The sequence below is a fragment of the Pseudomonas rubra genome (assembly GCF_028656935.1).
GTDB lineage: Bacteria > Pseudomonadota > Gammaproteobacteria > Pseudomonadales > Pseudomonadaceae > Aquipseudomonas > Aquipseudomonas rubra.
The window spans coordinates 1-1,070 of record NZ_JAMDGZ010000103.1; the positions used below are offsets into that span (position 1 = coordinate 1).

Below are 1,070 nucleotides of genomic sequence, written 5' to 3' on the forward strand. Positions count from 1 at the left end.
CAGTGTAGTATAGTCATCGAGCCTTTGAGCGCGTAGGACAGTGATGTCCGCGTCGTGACAGGCAAGGATTTCTTCACCCTTGAAGTAACCTCGGTCAGCCACCACCGCCAGCGCTTCTGACGCCATGGCATCGCGAGCCTGCTTCGCCACCGAGCTGAGTTGATCGCGGTCGGAAACGAAGTTGGTGACCTCATGAGCAACGATCAAGTGGTTCTGGGTATCGACCGCTGTTTGCACGTTGTAGCCGACGATTCCTGTGCCGCGCGTCATCATGGAGCGGGTGTCTGGATCAGTCAGTGAGACCTGTTTATCCGGCGATTCGTTGAGTTGGATTTCGATCGCTTGAAGCTCTTTCATTTGCGTCTTCAGCTTGGCGATTTTCTCTTCCAGCCGTACGGTACTGGGCTCGGAAGCTGCTGGTTCTTGCCGATCGGCAGCATCGAGTGCCGTCAGGTAACGGTTGATACTCGATTCAATTTCTTCCATTCGCCGCTTCAGTTTGGCGCTGGTGAAATTGCGGTCGCGGTTGTTGACTGCTTTGAATTTGCTGCCATCGATGGCGACCAGATGTTCTCCGAACAGTCCCAACTGCTGACACAGCACGACGAACTGGCGACAGACGCCTCGGATGGCCTTGCTGTTGTCTTTTCGGAAGTTGGCGATAGTCTTGAAGTCCGGCATCAAACGCCCGGTCAACCACATCAGTTCGACGTTGCGCTGGGCTTCTCGCTCCAAACGCTGGCTCGACTGGATGCGGTTGAGATAGCCGTAAATGTAGATCTTCAGCAGGATCGCGGGGTGGTAAGCAGGCCGGCCAGTATCGGCGGGAATGGCACCGTCAAAACCCAGATTGACCAGGTCCAGTTCGTCGACGAAGACGTCGACTATGCGCACCGGATTGGTATCGCTGACGTAATCGTCGAGGCTCTCGGGAAGTAAGGTGCCTTGGCCTCGATGTTCACCTTGGATAAAGCGCTTCATGGGCGATCCCTGCGATGAAATCCTCAGAAATCATAGCAAGGGTTCGCGGAGGTGTTTTTACACACTCTGGGCCAAGAGCGGCCATTGCT

At 55.1% G+C, this 1,070-nt stretch carries 1 protein-coding gene; it reads right to left on the reverse strand.

Annotation, left to right across the window (positions count from 1 at the left end; translation table 11 throughout):
- Window positions 1-981 (reverse strand): IS1182 family transposase (locus M5G17_RS27385; RefSeq protein ID WP_273895978.1); only part of this gene is annotated, 981 nt, incomplete at its 3' end.
- Between the last annotated feature and the right edge of the window lie 89 nt (window positions 982-1,070).